At 62.1% G+C, this 13,350-nt stretch carries 14 protein-coding genes and 1 tRNA gene; 4 read left to right on the top strand and 11 right to left on the bottom strand.

Features of this window, described 5'->3' with window-relative positions; all coding sequences use genetic code 11:
* Positions 1-9: 9 nt before the first annotated feature.
* The gene (locus tag HMPREF3092_RS05965) at positions 10-414 is read right to left on the bottom strand and encodes a DUF3040 domain-containing protein (protein ID WP_070424191.1); all 405 of its coding nucleotides are present in this window, start codon (positions 412-414) and stop codon (positions 10-12) included.
* A 94-nt stretch (positions 415-508) separates the two neighbouring features.
* Positions 509-1,732: a DNA polymerase IV gene (dinB, locus tag HMPREF3092_RS05960; protein ID WP_070424190.1), complete on the bottom strand. Its 1,224-nt coding sequence runs from the start codon at positions 1,730-1,732 to the stop codon at positions 509-511.
* 97 nt (positions 1,733-1,829) lie between these two features.
* Here dinB and HMPREF3092_RS05955 point away from each other — a divergent pair, with 97 nt between their 5' ends.
* A complete protein-coding gene (locus HMPREF3092_RS05955) occupies positions 1,830-2,915 on the top strand; it encodes a polyprenyl synthetase family protein (RefSeq protein WP_019175282.1) in 1,086 nt (361 codons plus the stop codon).
* A 22-nt stretch (positions 2,916-2,937) separates the two neighbouring features.
* On the opposite strand, the gene HMPREF3092_RS05950 is transcribed toward HMPREF3092_RS05955, so the two are convergent.
* The gene (locus HMPREF3092_RS05950; protein WP_019175283.1) at positions 2,938-3,291 is read right to left on the bottom strand and encodes an Rv2175c family DNA-binding protein; all 354 of its coding nucleotides are present in this window, start codon (positions 3,289-3,291) and stop codon (positions 2,938-2,940) included.
* Between the two features lie 142 nt (positions 3,292-3,433).
* Between HMPREF3092_RS05950 and HMPREF3092_RS05945 the strand changes: the two genes are divergently transcribed.
* Entirely contained in the window at positions 3,434-4,402 is a 969-nt protein-coding gene (locus HMPREF3092_RS05945) for a lytic transglycosylase (RefSeq protein WP_019175284.1), read from the top strand.
* Complete coding sequence (pknB, locus tag HMPREF3092_RS05940; RefSeq protein ID WP_070424189.1) at positions 4,386-6,335, top strand: Stk1 family PASTA domain-containing Ser/Thr kinase; 1,950 nt, start codon at positions 4,386-4,388, stop codon at positions 6,333-6,335. The genes HMPREF3092_RS05945 and pknB overlap by 17 nt, the downstream gene beginning before the upstream one ends.
* Before the next feature lie 108 nt (positions 6,336-6,443).
* Here the strand turns inward: pknB and HMPREF3092_RS05935 are convergent, their stop codons facing one another.
* The 4 genes from HMPREF3092_RS05935 to gcvH all read right to left on the bottom strand — a co-directional run bounded on the left by HMPREF3092_RS05935 (position 6,444) and on the right by gcvH (position 9,271).
* Positions 6,444-7,820 carry a class II 3-deoxy-7-phosphoheptulonate synthase gene (locus HMPREF3092_RS05935; protein ID WP_070424188.1) on the bottom strand — a complete coding sequence of 459 codons (1,377 nt, stop codon included), beginning with the start codon at positions 7,818-7,820 and terminating at the stop codon, positions 6,444-6,446.
* A 106-nt stretch (positions 7,821-7,926) separates the two neighbouring features.
* Positions 7,927-8,403, bottom strand: a complete 477-nt coding sequence (locus HMPREF3092_RS05930; protein WP_083274279.1) for a bifunctional nuclease family protein — start codon at positions 8,401-8,403, stop codon at positions 7,927-7,929.
* Positions 8,400-8,867, bottom strand: coding sequence for an FHA domain-containing protein (locus tag HMPREF3092_RS05925; RefSeq protein WP_083274278.1), 468 nt, complete (start codon positions 8,865-8,867; stop codon positions 8,400-8,402). Before HMPREF3092_RS05925 ends, HMPREF3092_RS05930 begins: the two co-directional genes overlap by 4 nt.
* Positions 8,867-9,271, bottom strand: a complete 405-nt coding sequence (gcvH, locus tag HMPREF3092_RS05920; RefSeq protein WP_070424187.1) for a glycine cleavage system protein GcvH — start codon at positions 9,269-9,271, stop codon at positions 8,867-8,869. Before gcvH ends, HMPREF3092_RS05925 begins: the two co-directional genes overlap by 1 nt.
* Before the next feature lie 288 nt (positions 9,272-9,559).
* Here gcvH and HMPREF3092_RS05915 point away from each other — a divergent pair.
* Positions 9,560-9,633 (top strand) — tRNA-Pro (locus HMPREF3092_RS05915).
* A 416-nt stretch (positions 9,634-10,049) separates the two neighbouring features.
* Here the strand turns inward: HMPREF3092_RS05915 and HMPREF3092_RS05910 are convergent.
* From HMPREF3092_RS05910 to HMPREF3092_RS11385, 4 genes are all read right to left on the bottom strand, one after another.
* On the bottom strand, positions 10,050-10,676 hold the full coding sequence (locus tag HMPREF3092_RS05910) for a response regulator transcription factor (RefSeq protein WP_162131031.1): 627 nt from the start codon (positions 10,674-10,676) through the stop codon (positions 10,050-10,052).
* A gap of 65 nt (positions 10,677-10,741) precedes the next feature.
* Positions 10,742-10,945, bottom strand: a complete 204-nt coding sequence (locus HMPREF3092_RS05905) for a hypothetical protein (protein ID WP_019175294.1) — start codon at positions 10,943-10,945, stop codon at positions 10,742-10,744.
* A gap of 52 nt (positions 10,946-10,997) precedes the next feature.
* Positions 10,998-12,275, bottom strand: a complete 1,278-nt coding sequence (locus HMPREF3092_RS05900; protein WP_141737974.1) for a sensor histidine kinase — start codon at positions 12,273-12,275, stop codon at positions 10,998-11,000.
* Between the two features lie 826 nt (positions 12,276-13,101).
* On the bottom strand, positions 13,102-13,350 hold a 249-nt coding region (locus tag HMPREF3092_RS11385; protein ID WP_218079010.1), incomplete at its 5' end, for a hypothetical protein.

The following is a 13,350-nucleotide window of genomic DNA, read 5'->3' as shown; positions in this document are numbered from 1 at the left end:
ATGTTCGTTTCAGCGTTCTTGGCGTTTGTCCCAGCGATCTTCCATACGCTCCATGAAGGACGAGCGGCGCTTGGGCGCACCTGATTTGCGGGGCGCTGATCCTGTGCTGGACGAAGAAGCCACGGCGTTTTCATCCGGGGTCACGGCGTAGTAGCCGCCGAAGACCATGGCTGCGAAGCCGACCACGCCGCCGACAGCCGCCAGGGGCATGTTGAAGAAGAAAAGCGAGGCCATTGCGACTGCCAGGCCCACAACGAGAATGACGATGCCCAAAACCAAGCGGCGCGGCGAAAGGCGCAGGCCGGGAGCGTCCTCCGCAGGGCGCGAAATGTTCTGGGCGAAGCTGGGGTCTTCGCTCCGCAGCTGCTGTTCAAGCTGGTCGAGAAGCTGCTGTTCGTGATCTGAAAGAGCCATGGTGTGAACTTCCTGCCCAAAACTTTCTGAAGTCGATACGACTAATGATAGTGCCACATGAGTCTTTGAACTCCATGGGCGGGAGAAAAAGTCCCTACTCCGGGCGCAGGAGTGAGGCGGGAGAGATAGCTCCCTTGCCGAACTTCTTGCGGATTTCGTCGACCGCGATGTCCGATTCGCGTGTTGACCTGCCGCTGCTTTCCAGAGTCTCCTGCCTGCCGACAACCCCGACGGGCTGGAGGTTCGATGCCGCCACACCCAGAAGTCTGGCGCCCGTACGCTTAGCGGCGGCCACCTCGAGAGGCCCGAGGAGAGCCTCGTACACCTCGCCCGTGACATCTGTCGGAGCCGGCAGGGTGACCGACCGGGTGATGGTGGTGAAGTCGGGTGACCGGAACTTCAGAGTGACAGTGCCGGCGGCGAGCCCCTCGGCCCGCACTCGGGCGGTCACTTTGTCAGCCAGACGGAGAAGCTCGGTGCGCAGCCGTTCCAGCTGGTAGATGTCGTCGTCGAATGTGCTCTCCGCACTGATCGAATGGTCTTTTGCCCTGTCGTGCACAGTCCGGCTGTCACGCCCCTGCGCGTAGCCGACAAGTGCTGGACCGGCCGAGCCGAGGGTCTTCGCTGCCCAGGCCGGTGTTTGGCGGGCCAGATCGCCGATTGTGCGGATGCCGTAGCGCGACAGGGTTTCGTGCGTGGCTCGGCCAACCCCCGGCAGCGCTGTGACGGGCATCGACTCCATGAACTGAGCTTCTTTCCCCACCGGCACCACCAGCTGGCCGTTGGGTTTGGCCCTGGCTGACGCGATCTTGGCAACGACCATCGCTTTGGACAGCCCAATGGAGGACGGCAGACCCATCCTTTCGGCAATCGTCTGCCGCAGGTGCAGGGCGATGCGCGCGGGACTGCCGAGCCTGCGCACCGCACCGGACACATCGATGTAGCCCTCATCGACGCTGACACGGCTGAAGTCCGGGGTGACGTCGCTGACAACAGCAAAAACACGGTCTGAATACTCGGAGTAGACGCCCTTCGTCGGTGGCACGACAACCGCGTTCGGGCACAGCGCCAGGGCACGGCCGATCGGCATGGCCGAGTGCACTCCGTAGGCCCGGGCCTCATAGCTGGCTGAGGCCACCACTCCCCTCCCGCTGCGACCGCCGACTATGACGGGACGGTCGATGAGCGAAGGGTCGAGGAGGCGTTCAACGGACACGAAGAACGCGTCCATGTCCAGGTGGAGAATTGTGCAGCCGGTGTCGTCATCACCCAGGCCCGTCAGATCACCGCCCGTGCGGTCCAGCTGCTTTCTGCTCATGCGTCCCCCTCTGCGCATCGTACACGGACAGAAACCCGGGGAGAGGCCCGTTTCATCCCGCGTCCAACCCAGGCCGCGGCCCGTTTAGGCTTAGGGCATGAGCCTTACAGAACCGTCTGATGTCCGCCGCCAGGTCGATGCCGCTCTGCGCGAGGGCCTGAACAGCACCGCCAGCCGCTTCACAGCGCTGTCGCCGACCGCTGAACACCTGATGCGGCCGATTCTGGACTTCACGGCCTCCGGCAAGCGCATCCGCGCTCTGGCCGCCTGGTGGGGCTTTGAGATTGCCGGCGGCAGCGCTGAGACCTACCCCGGCATCGCAAATGCCGCCGCGGCTGTCGAACTTCTGCACGCCGCAGCTCTCATTCACGACGACGTGATTGATGCATCCGACACCCGCCGGGGTGCTCCGTCGGTGCACCGGCAGTTCGAAGCCCTGCACAGGAACGACGGCTTTGCCGGCGACAGCGAACACTTCGGAATCGCCACGGCAATTGTCGCCGGCGACCTCTGCTTGGCCCTGTCAGAAGAGTTCTGGTCGATGACCGGCCTGCCGGATGCGACGTCACCGGCTGCACTGGAGGCGCGCAACGACCTGCGCCGGGATGTCATGTTCGGACAGTTCCTCGACATCTACGTACAGGACGCCCCCGTTCCGGCCGCCGACGTCACGGACCGCGCCTGGGAAGTCCTCACCTACAAAACCGCAAAGTATTCCGTCGAACAGCCCTTTGCCGTCGGCGCATCGATTGCCGGAGCCGATGAGGCGGTCATTGACGCGCTGCGTGCTTTCGCCCTGCCCCTGGGTCGGGCCTTTCAGCTGCGCGATGACGAACTCGGCGTTTTCGGCGACCCGGAGGTCACCGGCAAGCCCGCGGGCGATGACCTGCGTCAGGGCAAGAAGACCGTGTTGGTGGGCTACACCCTCGAGGCTCTGCCGGAGGGTGAGCGCGATTGGTTTGTCAGCACCCTGGCGGCTGAGCGCAAAACCGCTGAGGACATCGCGCGCATGACCGACCTGATCCGCTCTTCCGGTGCGCTTGAGCGCATGGAGCAGCTCATTGCGCGGGAAGTTGCCGATTCCGAGGCGGCACTCGACAGGCTCAGTGAACTCGGTCTGGACGCCGAAGGACACAAGGTGCTGCGCGGCTACGCGCAGTCCCTCACCGTTCGCTCAAGCTGAGGGTCCGGAATCCCGGGCCGACTCAGATGGCCAGCGCCTGAGCGCGCCGGCGGATCTCAGATTTTTCGCCGCGGCGCAGGAAGTCAATGGCCCGCCCGGGCAGGGTGTCGTCTTCTTCGTACAGCCAGGCGATCGCCTCGTCGTCCGAGAATCCGGCGTCGGACAGCAGAACAAGAGTTCCGCGCAGAGCAGGCACGGGCTGGCCGTCTTTTATGAAGAGCGCCGGAATCCGCATGGTGGGCGGAGTTCCGGATTTCAGGCCCAGAAGAATACGGTCCTCGATCTTGCGGTGGACTTTTGTCACCGGCACGTCGAGAAGCTCAGCAGCTTCTGCTGCGGTCACCCATTCGTCAACGATCTCTTCAGCTTTTTTCACACTTCAAGCCTACGGCACGACCACTGTCTGAGGCGTGACGGCCGAACGGTCGGATGATCCGACACGCCGCCGGGCCTGGCTGTGCCCGCCAACCGGTGCACCTAACCTGGGGGCATACCAACTTCCCCACAGAAAGCGTCCCATGCAGCGAGACACCAGGCGCGACCCTACAGGTGCGCCCGCGCCGGGTTTCACCTCGGGAACCATCACTGAGGCCGTACCCGTCACCCACGGCGGCCGCACCTATCGTGTGCGCACAGGCGACACCGTCATCAGTGTGGCCAAAAAGCACGGCGTTTCGGCTCCCGCTCTCATCGAACTGAACGAACTGCGCGGACGCACCTCCCTGACAGCCGGCCAGATCCTCTCCCTGCCCGAAAAGAACGTCCCACCGCCGCCTGCCGGCCACACCGTCAAACCCGGCGACACCCTCGAATCCATCGCCCGCCAACACGGCACCTCGACCGCGGCACTGCAGCGCGCCAACGCAATGGGAACTTCCGTTCTCATCACCGTCGGAGAGGTGCTCGCACTATCCGGTTCCGGTGCCACGAGCGCCCGCGTCAAACCCGCCCTGCCGGAGAAACTGCCGAACATTCCCCACTCCGTCGATGGACGGGAATACCCGGAGGACGTGCTGATGGCGGCCCGGCTGAACAAGGCTCAGCTCATGGGCCGTCCCGCACCGTCACGCGCCTGGGTGCGCAAAACGATCCTTCGCCTGGCCGGTGAAATCGGTGTTGACGGACCACTGGCACTGGCCGTTGCGACCCAAGAATCCGGGCTGAACCACCGGCTTGTCTCCCCGGTCAACGGCATCGGCATCATGCAGCTGACACCGCGGGCAGGCCAGTGGGCCTCATCGCTTATCGGCCGTCGTCTGGACATCCTCGACCCTGAAAACAACATCGTCGCAGGGCTTGCGATCCTGCGCAGGCTCTTGGCGACAACCGACAACCGCTCGGCCGCCGTCGCCGCCTACTACCAGGGTGCCGCCAGCATTGAGCAGACGGGAATAGCGCCGGACACGCGTTCTTTCGTGCGCACCGTCGACATCCTCACCGAACGCTACAGCCACAATTCGGAGGTGCCGCATGGCACAGATCCGTGATCAGCTGATCGGCGTCGTCCTCGACGGCCGCTACCGCATCGAATCCGTTGTCGCCCGCGGCGGCATGGCCATGGTGTACCACGGAACCGACCTGCGGCTTGACCGTGAGATCGCGGTCAAGGTCATGCACGCGCACCTGGCGAGCGACCCCTCGTTTGTTGAGCGCTTTGAGCGCGAGGCGATGAACGCCGCCCGGCTGTCCCACCCCAACCTCATCGCGGTAAACGATCAGTCCCGCGATGGGGACGTCGTGTATCTGGTCATGGAGTACCTCGAGTCGGTCACTCTGCGCAAGGAACTGAAGTTCCGCGGCCGTTTCACACCCCGCCAGGCCATCAGCGTCGTCGACGCGATCCTCGCCGCACTCGAAGCTGTTCACGAAGCCGGGATGATCCACCGGGATCTCAAACCCGACAACGTGCTTCTGGGCACCGACGGGCAGATCAAGCTCGCTGACTTCGGACTCGCCCGCGCTGTGACGAGCGAAACCACGACGAAAACGCTCATCGGCACTGTCGGCTATGTCGCACCGGAACTCGTCACGCGCAGCGGCGCTGATGAGCGCACAGACCTCTACACGCTGGGCATCATGTTCTACGAGATGCTCACCGGATCCCAGCCGTACACGGACGACGTCCCGATTCAGGTGGCCTACCGTCACGTGCACGACCGTGTGACAGCACCGTCGAAGGCAGTTCCCGGACTCAGCCCCCAGCTGGATGCTCTTGTCCTGTGGGCGACGAGCCCCAAGCCGGACGACCGCCCGGAAAGCGCCACTGCAATGCGCCAGGCTCTTGGCGAGGCGCGGTTGGCAATGACGGATGAGCAGCTGGACTTCGGCGGCACATCGGATGCGGCGGATCCCACCGAACCGGCGCTCACAGCAACCGCCGACATTGACGAGCAGATCGGTCTCGAAGCACCCGAACCGGTCCCCGGCACGGGTGAGATTCCCAAGCTCTCCACTGACGAAACGCCTGCCGAAGTCGATTCGACCAGCGAGATCCCCGGCACGCTGACCGCCGCCGCGGTTTCGGCTGACGGCACTCCCCCGGTCGACCTTCCACCCATACAGGACGAACCGACTGCCGTGGGAGAACTCGAATCTGACGATGAGCCGCGCGACTCACGCCGCCGCCGTCCTGTCTTCGTTGGGCTGGTTGCGGCTGTCGCTGCTCTTGGCCTGGCGGGCACGTTCGGCATTGCAAAAGCCTCCGGTGTGATCGGGGGCGAAACCGAGCAGGAAGTCGTCATGGCTGCGGTTCCCCAGATCGAGGCAGGCACTGCCGAGGCTGAGGCTCGGCAGATTCTGGAGCAGGCCGGCTTCGCTGTCAGCACCGAGACCCGCAAGCACGCCGACATCGCCAAGGGCACCGTCATTGAGACGCGCCCCGCCGCGGGTGAACAGCTGCAGGAAGGATCATCGGTCACTCTTGTCACCTCGGATGGTCCTGAAATGGTCGCAGTTCCCACACTCGTCGGAAAAACAGAGGACGAAGCGACAAAGGCTCTGGAAGACGCCGGCCTGAAAAAGGGCAAGGTCTCGACCGTCGAAGGGCAGGGCAAGAAGGGCCGCGTCGTCTCCCAAAGCACCCAGGCCGAAGCCCAAGCCGAGAAGGGCAGCGCGGTCGACATAACGGTGTCCAGCGGACCCAAGACGATCGCCATCCCGGACTTGCGAGGGCAGGACTACGAAGCCTCGTATAAGCGTCTGCTGGGCATGGGCTTCCGGGTTGCGCGCGATGACGTCTACAGCGAATACACGCCCAAGGGCAAGGTTGTGGCCATGTACCCCGGCCCCGGCAAGAAGAGGACTGCGGATACCCTGGTGATCCTCAAAGTCTCCAAGGGCAAGGAGCCACCGAAGGACGACAAGCCGAAGGACGAAAAGAAGAAAGACGACAAGAAAAAGGACGACAAGCCAAAGGGCTGACGGCGGCCTGCTGCTCTGCGCGGCTCAGCCAGCTTCCATCAGGATCGTACGGCATAAGCGAAACCGCCGGGAGAACCTTCTCCCGGCGGCTCTTCTATGTCAGGTGCTTCAGTCCGTTCCCTCCGTGAGGTACTCGGCCACCTGGAATGCCATTTCGAGTGACTGGTCGTGGTTCAGGCGCGGGTCCACAAGAGTTTCGTAGCGGCGCTGCAGACCCTCTTCATCGATGTTGGCTCCGCCGCCCATGACTTCCGTGACGTCGTTGCCTGTGAGCTCAACATGGATGCCGCCAGGCACCGTGCCGACTTCCTGGTGGGCGCGGAAGAACCCGGTGACTTCGCCCATGACGTCCTCAAAGCGGCGGGTCTTGTAGCCGTTGGAGGCCGTAATGGTGTTGCCGTGCATCGGGTCGCACATCCAGGTGACTTGCGGGAGGTAGTCCTTGACGGCTGCAAGCAGCTTGGGAAGTGCCTCGCCGATTGTCTGCGCGCCCATCCGGGTGATGAAGGTCAGACGCCCGGGTTCGCCTTCCGGGTCAAGCTTTTCGGCCAAGCGCAGAGCGTCGTCTGCCGTTGCGTTGGGGCCGAGCTTCACGCCGATGGGGTTCTTCACGCGCGACAGGAAGTCGACGTGAGCACCGTCGATGTCGCGTGTGCGTTCGCCGATCCACAGGAAGTGGCCGGAAACGTCGTAGGGGTCACCCGTGCGCGAGTCAATGCGCGTGAGTGCCTGCTCGTATTCCAGGAGCAGAGCTTCGTGGGCCGAGTAGAACTCGACGGTCCGCATAGCGTCGAAGTCGACACCGCAGGCGTCCATGAAGCGCAGTGCTCGGTCGATGTCGCCGGCCATTTTTTCGTAGCGGACGTAGTTTTCGTTCGCCCCGAGGAATCCGCGGTTCCACTGGTGCACCTGGCGCAGGTCCGCGAAACCGCCCTTGGTAAAGGCGCGCATGAGGTTCAGGGTCGAGGCTGATGCGTGGTAGGCGTCGAGCAGACGGACCGGGTCGGGTCGTCGAGCCTCTTCTGTGAATTCGTGGGAGTTGACGATGTCCCCGCGGTAGCTGGGCAGCGTCACGCCGTCCCGGGTTTCGACATCGGATGAGCGCGGCTTGGCGTACTGGCCGGCCATGCGACCCATTTTGACGACGGGAACGGCAGCGCCGTAGGTGAGCACAGCGGCCATCTGGAGGATCGTCTGAACGCGACGGCGAATGCTGTCGGCGGTGGAGTCTTCGAAAGATTCGGCGCAGTCTCCGCCGGCAAGCAGGAACGCTTCACCGCGGGAGGCAGCCGCAATCTGGGCTTTCAGCTGGTCGGCTTCGCCGGCGAACACCAGCGGCGGAACCCCGCGCAGCTTTTCAAGCGCGCCCCCAAGCTCTGCCGGGTCGGTGTACTGCGGCTGCTGTTTGGGGTCGAGATCGCGCCAGGCGTCGAGACCTTTGAGGGTTTCCTCGGTGGCGCGGGCATCGCCGGCCAGCTCGAACATCGGGTTAACGCTTTTCACAATCATCCACTCTCTGCTGTCAGCATGGGCGATCTGCACTCCGGTCCGCAGAGTTCCGGAGCATTCGGAATTCCTCAGTATAGGCGGGTCAGGATTCGCCTTCGAAGTCTTCGGGTGACACGTGGTCAAGGAACTCGCGGAACTGGGCGACTTCTTCTTCGTCAGGCTCCGGACCTTCGATTCCGGCCTGTCCCATCAGCTCCGCGGTGGTATAGACGGGGCATCCTGCCACGAGTGCCATGGCAACGGCGTCCGAGGGGCGCGCTGACACCGTGTGCCCGCCGCTGGTGCGAAGTTCCGCATAGTAGGTGTGGGAGTCAGCTTCCGTGATGCGCACGGACTCGAGGGTGTCGCCGTACTCCTCGATGAGGTTGACCATGAGGTTGTGTGACAGCGGCCGAGGCGGGGTCACCCCGCGCAGTGCAATGCCGATGGCGTTTGCCTCCGAAGATCCGATCCAGATGGGCAGGAAGCGCGCCTGGGAGGCTTCCTTCAGAAGCAGGATCGGCTGATTCGCCGGAAGTTCGATGCGAACGCCGACGACTTCGAGCTGAATTTCGGTCACGCAGTCCTCGGGCGCTGCTGGAAGATCATGCGGAACTTGCCGATCTGCACGTCGGCACCGTTCTGCAGTTCCACTTCGTCAATGAGCTCACGGCCCACGTAGGTGCCGTTGAGCGATCCCGTGTCGCGCAGGGTGAAGCCCGAGGGAGTGCGGACGAATTCAGCGTGCTTGCGCGAAACCGTCACATCGTCCAGGAAGATGTCCGCGTTGGGGCTGCGGCCGACGGTGACAACGTCGGTGTCAAGCAGGATCTGCGCACCGGCGTCGGGTCCGGAGACAACGACGAGCAGCGCGTCGGTTTCCTGCAGGTGGCCGACGTCGGGAACGGGACGGATTTCGCCGGTGCGCGGGTCAAGAATGCCGCTGATGGGCGCCGGCTGGGCCGCTTGTGTCTGGTGTGCCGTGGTTTCCGGCTGCTGTTCGCCGGTTCCTTCCGGGTTGCCGGGCTGAGGCTGCTGAGTCATCAAGCACCTTCACTTTCGACGTGTGCGCTGTAGGCGTCGGCGTCAAGGAGCGCTTCGACTTCCGAAGGGTCGGAAAGCGCGACTTCCAGCATCCAGCCGTCACCGTAGGGGTCGCTGTTGATGATCTCGGGCGCGTCTTCCAGAGCGTCGTTGACACGCAGCACTTCACCGGAGACGGGAGCCTTGAGGTCAGAGACGCTCTTGGTCGATTCGACCTCGCCGAAGTCTTCTCCGGCCTCCAGGGTGTCGCCGACTTCGGGCAGGTCCACGAAGACAACGTCGCCGAGCTGGTCCTGAGCAAAGTCGGTGATGCCGATGCGCACGGTGGCAGCATCAGCGGTGGCGTCGACCCATTCGTGGTCCCGCGAGTATTTGAGATTCTGCGGTGCTGCAGCGTCAGACATGTCTTCTCCTTGCTCAGGCTTACTCAAACCTACCTTTCAGCTCCGAAGATAACATCTGCGCAACAGCAGACGCCGTATATTGCGAAGCTGAAATGATACGGCAAGTTCATCGTATCAACTTTGAGTCCTGCGTCTCACACACCGGCCCGTAATTATTGCCCGATCAGCGATTCCTGCACGTCCGCCTCATCCCCTGTGCGCAACTGACCGTGCCGACCGAACCATGAGCACACATCCCGTTTTGCCTTCCATGAAACAACTCGCTACTATTTACAAGGCTCAACGCCACGGGCTATGGCGCAGCTTGGTAGCGCGCTTGACTGGGGGTCAAGAGGTCGTGGGTTCAAATCCCGCTAGCCCGACGGAAAAACCCAGGTCAGACACTGTTTCTGACCTGGGCTTCGTCATGTCCGGAGTCGTTCGCGACTACCCCCGGCGCCTCCCGCTCCTCCGGCCGGAATGGGCCTCCGGCCAGAGCCGGGCACCCAGCCAGCAAGAACCCTGCCAGGCACTTTCTTTTGCGAAGCATTAGTGCTCCTTCTGAAGTGTGTTTCGCACCGAAATGTCCGGTGATAGGAGCATAGGTGCCTCGCAAGACCGCTCTCCCCCCTCATTCGAGGTATATGGAGCCCGGCCGGCTTCACCTATGCCGAGATATCGATTGCCCTCAGATGTCACAGGACACGGATACCGGGGTGAGCCTGCGAACATGACCGACACTTCTCGCGATCACCCTATGCCCTTGGTTGAGACCGCCCCTGAGGTGCCTCCATGCCTCTTAGGTCGAGTAGAAGCGGTGCTGAAGGGCGCGGACGATGAGTTGAGCCAGATTCTCCGCCTGAAGTTTTTCTCGCAGATGCTTCGCCTGTGTCTTCGCCGTCCAAACGGAGATGCCCTGGGTCTCGGCTATCTCCTCGTATCCGCGCCCCTCGCAGATCAGAGTGAGCACTTCATGCTCGCGTTCAGTAATTTGAGGGCTCACTGCAGGGGCGTCAGGTAGGGCGTCGCCGGCGATGACGATGTCTCGCGCGAGGAACTTCAACATGCTGGGGTCGTCTCCACGTGCAGCAGCGCGGACCGTTTCGCGCAGAGTTGATTCGGAGCAAGTCTTATTCACCGCAGCGGCAGCACCCGCTTCGAGAGCACGTGCGAGCCCTGGCCCCGGGGAGACGGTGCTGAGGATGATCACAGTCGCGTCTGGGTCGAGCTTACGAATGCGAAGGGTCGCATCCACGCCGCTGATCCCGTCGGGCATATTGACGTCCATGAGGACCACATCTGGACGGTGCTGCCGGTAGCTTTCAACGGCTTCTTCACCGCTATGAACTGGCGGGAGCACACTCATGTCGGGCTCAGTGACAAGCGCGTAGGAGAGCGCTCGTGTGGTCCATTGGTCGTCGTCCACGATGAGCACCGAAAGGCGTCCGTGAGCGCTCGGCGCTTGCACCGGGATGTGGCGGCTTGAAGGGTTCATTTGCAGTACTTCTGAAACTTCTTCTTGTCGATGACGTGCCAGATAACGCACCTGTAGGGATTTCGCGTTGTGCTGACGTCGATTTCATCAGTTGCCGATACCGAGTGGATGGACACGGTGGCGGGGGCGCGTTCGACTGGGGCGGTCAGGAGGGAGAGTTGAAGAGCAGCAGCGGTCGAGAGGGCGACGATGAGTTTCATGCTCTAAGAGCACGCCAATTCCACCTCCTCGGACATCCCTCATACGAGGTATCTACATTGCGACCCCGTTCCCTACGGGAATCGCGACCTTAATCGCGAACATCCCCTCGTCATGAGACGTGCTCAAACGCCCTCCTGCACGTTCCACCCGCGCGCTGAGACTTCGGGGCGTACGCGTAGGTGCTTGCAGAGCTGGATTGGACGCTTCGAACTCGATCCATATCTCCATCTGCCTCTCAACCTGCTCGACAGATATCGCGCATGAGGACGTTGCTGAGGAGTGTTTGACCATGTTCGTAGCGAGCTCCTTGAGAATGAACTGAGCCGTCTCAAGCGTCTCTGCAGGCACGTCACTCGGCAGAGCTTCAACGCGGATCCCAATATCGAACCCGCCTGCCTCTGTAGCTGAACCGATCATCTCCGCAGCCTTGAGCATCTCAACGTCGAATGCCCTCATGGTCCGTCGTCCATCAGGATCGCCGGTGAGTCGGGCCAGCAGCACACGAAGCTGCTGCTGTGTGTATACATTGACCAGCGCCAACTCCGTGACTCTCGAATCAGAGCGATCCTCCATACGGGCCTCAACACCGAGCATCCGAATGATCGCTGCCTCCGCGGCCAGACCGTGAGAGACAGTGTCGTGCGTATCGAGCGCGAATTCCAACCGCATCCTTTCTACGTTTCTCTCGTGTGAGCGTGCCTGTGCTGTTCTCATCAAGATCTCAGACTGGATACGCCGCTCGAATGCTGCTGCTGCAAGTCCGAGGATCACGGCAAGTAGCCACCCGAAAGCCATCGTAAAGAGCGACTCACCATCCCCCTCCCAGATTCCCACTGCCGTATGGGCAACCACGATCCCGAATAGCAGCAGCGTCAGTAAGGAAAACGAACGGATCCGCAGCTGACTCAGGACAAGCGCAATCGCGGCTTCAGCAACGGTCGGAAATGGATTGACGAACTCGGGGAAGGTGATCCCAAAGACAACGAATAGCACTAACCCCATCAAGCCAGCGGTGAGCGGGACGAAACAGACGCTGACAATCAGGATCGCCCCGAGTACCTGGAACGCAACATACTGAGGATTCGACGATTCCATTGCCGCCGGCATGAGTCCTGCAACGCTGATAAGGAGCAATAGCACTCGGAAGGGCAGGTCCACGAACCTCGGACCTATCATGAAACTGATCCATTTCGGCGTCGCCGCGCGTGAGGGTCTCACGACGAATTGTCTCGTCACCACCGAATATTGTCCTTCTTTCTCCTCCGGGAGAATCATCGATGTCTTTACGGTAGCGGTGAACGAGGCTCGGACCAGCGTCATGGAGGTCACAGTTCGATACACCTGCGACTCAACCCACGACGCTGTTCCCGACGACGGATGCAACGGCTATTGGGCTCATCGCGTTCGAGGCTGCAGTAGGTGTGTACTGCCCGGTCTCTACCAGGGGCCGGAGGGGAGGACGTTGTGCGTGAGGTTGCGTAATTCGAGCACGGTGCCGCGGGGGTGCTCGATACGACCAATGATCGCCGCCGTGAGCCTGCTTCCGGCGCCGGGGCTCGACGGTGTCCCACAGCCATACCCAACGGCAGTCTGCGCAGGGGCAACGGTGGGCCCTGTCTCGAGGCACCGCGGCCTGGCCGCAACAGGGCAGTCTGATGGACTGTTCATTCCCGAAGTGTCCGTGTCCACCAAGTCTGGCCGACTAGGGTTGTGCCGCCAGTCGTCTTCGGGGCGTCTGAGGGTGAGGACACATGTGCGCAGACTGTGTCTGCTGCGTCGCCAGTCGCCGAGATCGCCCAGTCAACTTCCAATACCGAAATCGCCTCGCCCGGATAAAGGCTGAATCAAGTCTGATGATCACATTCCAGAGACGTGGAGCAACGGCGTGCAAGGGCCGGACGGTAAACGTGACGTCTATCGTCCGGCCCTTGCACGCCGACTCAAGGAGCGGAGCTACCTGAAAACCGCTAGTTCTGACCGTCTGCTTCGTCTCGCGGCTCTGATTCACACACCGATGTGTGTTCCTTACGTCGAGCTCGCCTAACCATCCAAATTACGGTTCCGATGATGACCAAGATGATAGCTATCACCAGGACAACCCCGAGTATGTCGTATGCGTCTGGTACTAGAGGATTCATCTAGATCACGATTCCTTTCAGTTCCACCCATTGAAGGTTACTTTGCCGCCGGCGTTGGCCTTAAGAGTCTGATAGCCCTCGCGGGTCGACCAATTCATCCCCTTGATGGCCCCACGTTCAATGCGGACCTTGCATTTGAAGGTTGCCGTCGAGGACGTGAAAGCCTTGCTCTGCTTGCTTACGGTCACGTTCTTGCCCGGCACGAGGTTCTTGACGACCTGGCACCCATAATCGGCTCTTCCGGTTTTAGAGTGCGTTGACCCGGT

The sequence above is a fragment of the Brevibacterium sp. HMSC24B04 genome, assembly GCF_001806835.1.
GTDB lineage: Bacteria > Actinomycetota > Actinomycetes > Actinomycetales > Brevibacteriaceae > Brevibacterium > Brevibacterium ravenspurgense.
This window is presented reverse-complemented; position numbering and strand designations above follow the sequence as displayed.

Excerpts from the sequence above, each read along its gene's own strand:
- HMPREF3092_RS05945 (WP_019175284.1), top strand. The coding sequence starts at position 3,434 with ATGCAGCGAGACACCAGGCGCGACCCTACAGGTGCGCCCGCGCCGGGT.
- HMPREF3092_RS05955 (WP_019175282.1), top strand. The coding sequence starts at position 1,830 with ATGAGCCTTACAGAACCGTCTGATGTCCGCCGCCAGGTCGATGCCGCT.
- dinB (WP_070424190.1), bottom strand. The coding sequence starts at position 1,732 with ATGAGCAGAAAGCAGCTGGACCGCACGGGCGGTGATCTGACGGGCCTG.
- HMPREF3092_RS05905 (WP_019175294.1), bottom strand. The coding sequence starts at position 10,945 with ATGAAACTCATCGTCGCCCTCTCGACCGCTGCTGCTCTTCAACTCTCC.
- HMPREF3092_RS05925 (WP_083274278.1), bottom strand. The coding sequence starts at position 8,867 with ATGACTCAGCAGCCTCAGCCCGGCAACCCGGAAGGAACCGGCGAACAG.
- gcvH (WP_070424187.1), bottom strand. The coding sequence starts at position 9,271 with ATGTCTGACGCTGCAGCACCGCAGAATCTCAAATACTCGCGGGACCAC.
- HMPREF3092_RS05965 (WP_070424191.1), bottom strand. The coding sequence starts at position 414 with ATGGCTCTTTCAGATCACGAACAGCAGCTTCTCGACCAGCTTGAACAG.
- HMPREF3092_RS05935 (WP_070424188.1), bottom strand. The coding sequence starts at position 7,820 with ATGTTCGAGCTGGCCGGCGATGCCCGCGCCACCGAGGAAACCCTCAAA.
- pknB (WP_070424189.1), top strand. The coding sequence starts at position 4,386 with ATGGCACAGATCCGTGATCAGCTGATCGGCGTCGTCCTCGACGGCCGC.